General features: G+C 61.7%; 8 protein-coding genes. All 8 read left to right on the top strand.

Annotated features, from left to right (window positions below):
- Window positions 1-515, top strand: a 515-nt coding sequence (locus NUW23_00365; protein MCR4424634.1) for a patatin-like phospholipase family protein, incomplete at its 5' end; no start/stop codon positions are given.
- Window positions 516-616: 101 nt separating this feature from the next.
- A complete protein-coding gene (locus tag NUW23_00360) occupies window positions 617-1672 on the top strand; it encodes a M20/M25/M40 family metallo-hydrolase (GenBank protein ID MCR4424633.1) in 1056 nt (351 codons plus the stop codon).
- A complete protein-coding gene (locus NUW23_00355; protein ID MCR4424632.1) occupies window positions 1663-2688 on the top strand; it encodes a M42 family metallopeptidase in 1026 nt (341 codons plus the stop codon). Before NUW23_00360 ends, NUW23_00355 begins: the two co-directional genes overlap by 10 nt.
- Window positions 2676-3710 carry a M42 family metallopeptidase gene (locus NUW23_00350; protein ID MCR4424631.1) on the top strand — a complete coding sequence of 345 codons (1035 nt, stop codon included), beginning with the start codon at window positions 2676-2678 and terminating at the stop codon, window positions 3708-3710. Before NUW23_00355 ends, NUW23_00350 begins: the two co-directional genes overlap by 13 nt.
- Window positions 3711-3740: 30 nt before the next feature.
- On the top strand, window positions 3741-3896 hold the full coding sequence (gene scfA, locus NUW23_00345; protein MCR4424630.1) for a six-cysteine ranthipeptide SCIFF: 156 nt from the start codon (window positions 3741-3743) through the stop codon (window positions 3894-3896).
- Complete coding sequence (scfB, locus tag NUW23_00340) at window positions 3884-5263, top strand: thioether cross-link-forming SCIFF peptide maturase (protein ID MCR4424629.1); 1380 nt, start codon at window positions 3884-3886, stop codon at window positions 5261-5263. The genes scfA and scfB overlap by 13 nt, the downstream gene beginning before the upstream one ends.
- Before the next feature lie 89 nt (window positions 5264-5352).
- The gene (locus tag NUW23_00335) at window positions 5353-5988 is read left to right on the top strand and encodes a sigma-70 family RNA polymerase sigma factor (GenBank protein MCR4424628.1); all 636 of its coding nucleotides are present in this window, start codon (window positions 5353-5355) and stop codon (window positions 5986-5988) included.
- Between the two features lie 28 nt (window positions 5989-6016).
- Window positions 6017-7297, top strand: a complete 1281-nt coding sequence (locus tag NUW23_00330; protein MCR4424627.1) for a WYL domain-containing protein — start codon at window positions 6017-6019, stop codon at window positions 7295-7297.
- Window positions 7298-7334: the final 37 nt, after the last annotated feature.

The raw sequence follows: 7334 nt of genomic DNA, 5'->3' as shown, positions 1-7334 counted from the left end.
TAGACCTTCATACCGGTGATAAGATCGTATTCACCTCCGAGGTCCGGGCCGCAAGAGCCGTCAAGCAGACAATCTTCGCAGATGCGCCGGTGAGTGAGGCGGTCCGTGCGTCATGCAGTATCCCGGGGGTGTTCTTGTGGAAAGAATGGAATGGAAGATACCTGGTTGATGGCGCGGTGCGGGAACCTGTCCCGGCCAAGGTGCTGCGGGAGATGGGGTGCGGCTATGTGATTGCAGTGGATCTCGGGTACACAGGGCAGGCCGATGCCAAGGTCACAGACCTGCCTTCCGTAGTCTCCCAGGCCCTGGATGTTCTGGGTGAGGAAGTGTCCGACTACGTGCTCATTAACTACGCTGATGTGGTGATCAAGCCCAGGCTCTACAACGTCGCCCTCACAGACACGAGCAGGATACCTGAATGTATAGAGACAGGCCGGAAAGCCGCCCGGCTCGCCCTCCCCGGGATTCTCCGGGCCCTCAGGCGCAAGCGCCCGCGCAGGATTGCCGCGGTGTAAATAGAAGGATGTTCCTATAACACGGCGAATAACATCTGGCAGGGCGGCTTTCCGGGCAGGTGGCCCGAGAGAGGCCGCTTTCCGCTGAAAGGGGACGGCCGATGGAAACCAAACAGGGTCTTGCGCGGCTCTCCGAGGCTCCGGGAGTGTCAGGCTACGAGGCGACCATCTTCACGATTGTTCGCGACATATTTGCCGGGCTAGTGGACGATGTTAGGCAGGACGCGCTTGGAAGCGTGATCATGAGGAAGCAGGGGTCCGGTCCCGACCCGAGACCCAAACTCATGATCGCGGCGCACACGGACGAGATCGGGATGATTGTCACATCGGTGGAGCCGGAGGGGTTCCTCAGGGTTAGCAGAGTAGGGGGGGTGGACCGGCGCATCCTCCCGTCCATGGAAGTAATAGTGCACGGCAGGCGCGATATCCCAGGCGTGATTGGGGCAATTCCTCCGCACCTGCAGGACCCGGCGGACAAGGACAAGTCCTGGAAATGGGAGGATCTCGCGGTCGACTGCGGGCTATCTCGGGATCAGCTCGCCCAGGTCGTCAACGTAGGCGACGTGGTGAGTTTCCGGCGATCTGTGGTTGAGCTTGCCGGGGAACGTCTTGCGGGGAAGTCTTTTGACGACCGGGCGGGGGTGGCGGCGATGCTGGAGTGCGCACGTGAACTTTCCCGTCTGTCACACCCTTGTGATGTCTACTTCGTGGCCACGGTTCAGGAGGAGGTGAGCTACGGCGGAGGCATCACGGCCACTTTCGGAATCATGCCGGACGTCGGGATTGCAGTTGACGTAGGCCATGGCGACATGCCAGGAGTTGCGGAACACGAGAGCATCAAGATCGGGGGAGGACCCGCCATCGGGATCGGCCCATCGGTTCACCCAAAGGTATTCGAGAAGTTCCGGGAAATCGCGGAGGAACGGGGAATCTGTTATCAGCTGGAGGCCAGCCCCGAGCCTTATGGCACCGACGCCTACGCAATGCAGATGACTAGGTCCGGGGTGGCCACCGGGCTTCTATCGGTGCCTCTCCGATACATGCACACCTCCGTGGAGACTGTGGCCCTTTCGGACATAAAGAAAACCGGGCAACTGTTGGCGTACTTCGCGAGCTCAGTGGACTCCCGGTTCCTGGAGGGATTGACGTGCTTCTAACGAGGCTCAGCGAAGCAGCAGGCATTCCCGGGCAGGAGGGCGAGGTCCGGGGGCTCATCCGGTCCGAGGTCGGCGAGTTTGCAGACGAGATTCGGGTGGACCCAATCGGAAACCTGATCGTGCTCAAACGCGGGCGCCGGGGCGGCCGGTCAGTGATGGTTGCGGCTCACATGGACGAAGTTGGGCTGATGGTAGTCGGATTCGATTCCTCAGGCCTGCTCCACTTCAAGACGGCCGGCGGCGTCGACCCGCGCGTTCTAGTATCCAAGACCGTTTTGGTCGGGCGGAACAAGTATCCCGGGGTCATAGGGTCCAAACCGGTCCACCTTCAGAAGAAAGACGAGATGGAGCGGACTCTCGAGGTCAACTCTCTCTTCATAGACATAGGGGCGAAGGACAAAGATGACGCGAAGAAGATGGTCAACATAGGCGAGCAGGCTGTCTTCGCCACGAAGTGTGAGCCTATCGGAGAAGGCTTCATAAAGGGGAAAGGTTTCGATGACAGGGCAGGGTGCGCCGTGCTCGTGGAGGCCTTGAGGACTCGGTATGACTTCGACCTCTGGGCGGTTTTCACTGCTCAGGAGGAAACCGGGGTCAGAGGTGCGGGAGTTGCGGCTCACACGATCCGGCCCGATCTGGCACTAGTGCTGGACGGCACCACCGCTCACGATCTGCCCAAGACCCCTGAACATGCGCGATCCAGTATCCCCGGCCTCGGCCCCGTCATCGTACACAGGGACAAGTCTGTCGTAGCGGATCGGCGCATAGTGAGTCGCCTCGTCGAAGTGGCTGAAGCCTCTGGGATCCCATACCAGTTCAAGCGGTCGATCACGGGAGGTACTGACGCGGGGAAGATTCACCAGACAGGCGAGGGGATACCGACCGGGGTCCTGTCGATCCCGTGCCGGTTCATACACTCTCCGGTCTCTGTGATGAGCACCAAAGACTTCGCGAACCACGCTGCGCTCGTGGGGCGGTTCCTCGCGAGCCTGGATGAAAGGGGATGGCCCGTTTGAAAGGACTCATCAGAAAGCTCGTCGAGACGTACGGCCCCGCGGGGTCTGAGGATCACATACGTGAGGTGATCGAGGCGGAGGTCGCGCCTTACGTGGATGACCTCCGCGTGGACGCTATCGGAAACCTGATCTGCAAAGTCGGTCCGAGAGGCAACCCGCCCGAGGAACCGAAGAGAATCATGGTGTCCGCGCACATGGACGAGATCGGGCTCGTCGTCTCGTTCATAGACGACAAAGGCTTCCTCCGTTTCTCGCCCGCAGGCGGTTTCGTTCCTCACACGCTGGTCGGCGAGAGGGTCACATTCGCCAATGGGACCACCGGAGTGATAGGCTCGGAGAAGGTCGATGACATCAAGGACATAAAGATCGAGAAGCTCTTCATCGACATCGGGGCGCGCGACCGGGCCGACGCAGAATCCCGGGTCCGCATCGGGGACGCTGCGGGTTACCGTCATGACTTCGTTGACTTGGGGGAGCGGATGGTGGCGAAGTCCATGGACGACCGGGTGGGGTGCGCAGTCGCCATCGAAGCGATGAAAAGGATCCGACCCGCCGTGGCTGAGGTGTATGTCGTCTTCACCGTTCAGGAGGAACTGGGTCTGCGCGGGGCGAGGACGTCAGCCTACGGAATCAATCCGCACGTTGGGCTTGCGGTCGATGTCACCACCTGGGGCGATACTCCTGAAGCCGCGCCCATGCCGGTGAGCTTGGGCAAGGGCGTGGCCATCAAGGCCAAGGACACGAGCGTCGTTGTGCACCCAGGGGTCAAGAACTTCCTCATCGGCCTCGCAGAGCGGAACGGCATACCTTACCAGATCGAAGTGCTGGACCGGGGTGGCACTGATGCGGGGGCGATTCACCTGACAAGAGAAGGTGTGCCTTCAGGAGCCATATCCATCCCCTGCAGGTATGTGCACTCGTCCTCAGAGATGGTGGATGCCGGTGATGTTCAGGCCGCAATCAGGCTGCTCTCCGGCGCACTGGATGAGTTGGCATCCCCGACCGGTGGTGGTATACTCTAAATCGAATCGGAGTCGAGTGGAGGAATCGATGTGAGCGAGAAGACCAAGACCAGACATATTCGTACGATCGTTGCGGGGAACCTCTCCAAGACCAAGGCCACCGGCGGATGCAAGGAGTGCCAGACTTCCTGCCAATCCGCGTGCAAGACCTCGTGCACCCTGGGCAACCAGGCATGCAGGAAGTAACAGTCCCCCGGATCGCCGATGGGCGCCCGTCACGGGCCGGGATCCAGCGAAACTGGCACCGGTTCGAGGTAGGGGGCGCCCGGTTTCTTTTGGATGTCCCTTCTGGCAGCATCCATGCTTTGGACGATACGGCCTGGGAGGTGCTTGAGGCCCTCGAGCATGGGGGCGCCACCTCGAACCTGCCCCGGGAGGCGGTGGCTGCGGTGCTGGAGGACATCGAGACCCTTCTCGAGGACGGTACTTTGTCCGACCCTGATGCCCCGGACCCGTTCCCCGAGACCATGGGACCGGGGGTTGTGAAAGCTATGTGCCTGCACGTCGCGCACGACTGCGACATGAGGTGCGGTTACTGTTTCGCAGGCACTGGCAAGTTCGGGGGCGAGAGATCGCTCATGCCCGCGGAGGTCGGCCGGGCCGCCCTGGACCTGCTATTCTCAATAAGCGGCGAAGTGAGACACCTGGACGTCGACTTCTTCGGAGGCGAACCACTTCTGAACATGGAGGCGGTCCAGAGCATAGTCGCGCACGGGCGGAGACTCGCCAACATGACTGGGAAGATCCTCAAATTCACCCTGACCACCAATGCCATGAGACTCGACACCCGGGTGGGCGAATTCCTGAACGAGAACGATATCGCCGTGGTGCTGAGCTTGGATGGCCGGCCCGAGACTCACGATCCCGTCCGGAAGACAGCTTCGGGTGGGCCGACGTTCAGCCAAGTGGCCGCGAACTGCGCAGCCTTCGTGCGCACTCGCCCTGATGGCGAGTACTACGTGCGGGGCACCTACACCCACCGTAACCCAGACTTCGCCCAGGACGTGCTCTTCCTGGCGGACATGGGCTTCTCCAGTATCTCCTTCGAACCCGTGGTGGTGTCGGCAGACTCCGTTTACGCCCTGGACGAGCGAGACCTACCCTGCGTGTTTGAATCCTACGAGACCCTGGTGCGGGAGATCCGCGCCAGGCGGGAGCGAGGAGGGGGGTTCAGGTTCTTCCACTTCGACCTCGATGTCGCCCACGGCCCTTGTCTGGCCAAGCGCCTCTCCGGGTGCGGGGCTGGGCGTGAATACCTCGCGGTGACTCCTGACGGCATTCTCTACCCGTGCCATCAGTTTGTCGGAAGAGAAGGTTTTGTCATGGGGGACGTCTGGTCCGGGATAACCCAGCCGGAGGTGGGTGAAGCGTTTGGGGACGCCCACATCTACGCGAAGCCCGCGTGCGCGACGTGTTGGGCGAGGTTTCTGTGCAGCGGAGGATGCCACGCGAGCGCTCACCAGATGACCGGTACCCTTGTGGGGCAGTATGCCCTGGGTTGCCAGATCACAAAGAAGCGGCTTGAGTGTGCCTTGGCTCTCGCAGCATCCTGAGAACTTGACTACTGACAAATCGGTGCCGCCCCCGGATGTTAATATGTCCTCGGCTTCTGCCAGGACCATGACATCTGGGGGTGTGTTCCGTGTCGGATCTGTCCGCCCTGTCCAACACCGAGCTGATTCGGGTGTTCCAGGAGACTTCATCGGACGAAGCCTTCGAATGCCTTCTACTGCGGTTCCGTCGGGCGCTCCACAAGTGGGTGGAGCCTTACTGCAGCCGCGGACTGGGCCGCGACGACCTTCTTCAGGAGGCACGGCTGGGGTTTTGGGCAGCGGCTCGCGCCTACGATACCTCCCGTTCCAGCTTCTTCGCCTTCGCCCAGATGTGTGTGACTCGCAGGCTCATGAGCACCGCGAGGCAGGAAAGGCGATACAAGAACCAGATGCTCACGGCCGCACTCTCTCTGTTGGGGCCGGGGGGTGATCCCCTGGGTGACGATCGCAGGTTCATCGAGGCGGTTCCCGACCGGACGGTCTGTGATCCCCTGGAGACACTGATGGTGCACGACCGTGTCCAGCGAGTCTGGCGAGTCGCCAGGGCGGCACTCACCCCGACCGAGGCCTCGGTCATGCGAAGGCTCGCACTCGGCGAGACTTACGCCGAGATTGGTCAGGCCCTGGGCCTGTCACAAAAGGCAGTGGACAACGCAATATGCAGGGCCAGGCGTAAGATGCGCGAGTTCGCGCGAACTGAGATCGAGAGGGACGAGCCCGCATGATGTCGAATACCAGCCCGGGTGGTGGGAAGTGTCATCCAAAAGGGAAAGAAGGCTCGTCCAGCTCATCGAGATGATCTCCTCGTCCGGCGGGAAATGCCGCGTTCGCGACGTGCTGGAAAGGTTCGGTGTGTGCAGCCGGACCTTGGCACGAGACCTCGGCACGCTGCGCGCAGTCGGGACCGACGTCAGAATCGACGGTGATCTGCTCCGGTTGGCCGGGGCAGTCAGGTTCGCTTCGCGCTCCACTCCCGCGGCCATGCGAAGGCTCACGATTCTCACGTGCCTCTGTGATCGTCCCGCGACACTCACCAGGATAGTCGCCTACCTCAACGGACCCGGCCGGGAGTTCTCAGCGGATGAACGAACCGTCCGGCGGGACCTGGACTACCTCGAATCACTCGGATTCGTCCAGGCTCCACCGGAGGCCGGACCCGGATACTCACTCGGCACCGCCTTCATGCCCAAGTTCTCGCTGACCCCCGAGGAGTTGATAGCGGCAGTCCGGGCCATTGAAGTGGCACCCGAATCCGTGGCAGACAGGCGTGCCGCAGAGTCCATTCGAGAGAAACTCCTGGCTGCGGTGGCTCCCGGGGCATCCGAGGGAATCGTGAAGGCAGTCCGCCGTGCCCGGCGTGCTGCGAGCCGAAGATACATCAAGGGTCGGGCGGGAAAATCCGATCCCGCTGTCCTCACTCAGGTTCAGACTCTGGAGTATGCCTCTTTGGAGCAACGAGTTGTCCGAATGGTCTACCGCAAGCAGGGTGCCCAGGAGGAGTCTCGCCGAGAGGTGGAACCACTCGGCCTGGTGTATTACTGGTTCCACGACGCCTGGTACCTGATCGCGTTCTGCCGGCGGTCGCACGAAATCCGCCACTTCCGGGTCGACCGGATCCGCGCCCTCGTTATGACGGATGAGGCTTTCACCTATCCGGACGGCTTTGACCTTGCGAGCTACATGGCGCCGATCTGGGGAGTGTACGCCGACGAGCCAACTCGTGTCAGAGTGCGGTTCTACGATGAGATGAACGTAATCGCCAGACTCCGGGCTGAAGTGGCCGCAAGGCCATCCGCGACACTTGCTCGCGCAAGTGACGGCACCTATGTGCTAGCTGACTACGTCTCTGGGCTGTCGGAGTTCCGGGCGTGGCTTCGCACCTTCGGAAGCTCCGCGGAGGTGCTGGAGCCAACATCCCTCCGTGACCAGCTAATTGAGAGTGCGGTGAGGATGCACCGGATGTACTCGGCATTGGGCCCGACCAGAACCGCCAGCATGCCAGCGGCGGAAGGAGGCCAGCTACCCCACGGCTAAAGCCGGGGGCTTGCGGTAAGCAAGCCTGGAGCTGACC

This window comes from Bacillota bacterium, from assembly GCA_024655925.1.
Classification (GTDB): Bacteria; Bacillota; DTU025; order DTU025; family JANLFS01; genus JANLFS01.
The sequence above is the reverse complement of the archived record's forward strand: the minus strand, read 5'-3'. Positions and strand labels throughout refer to the sequence as shown.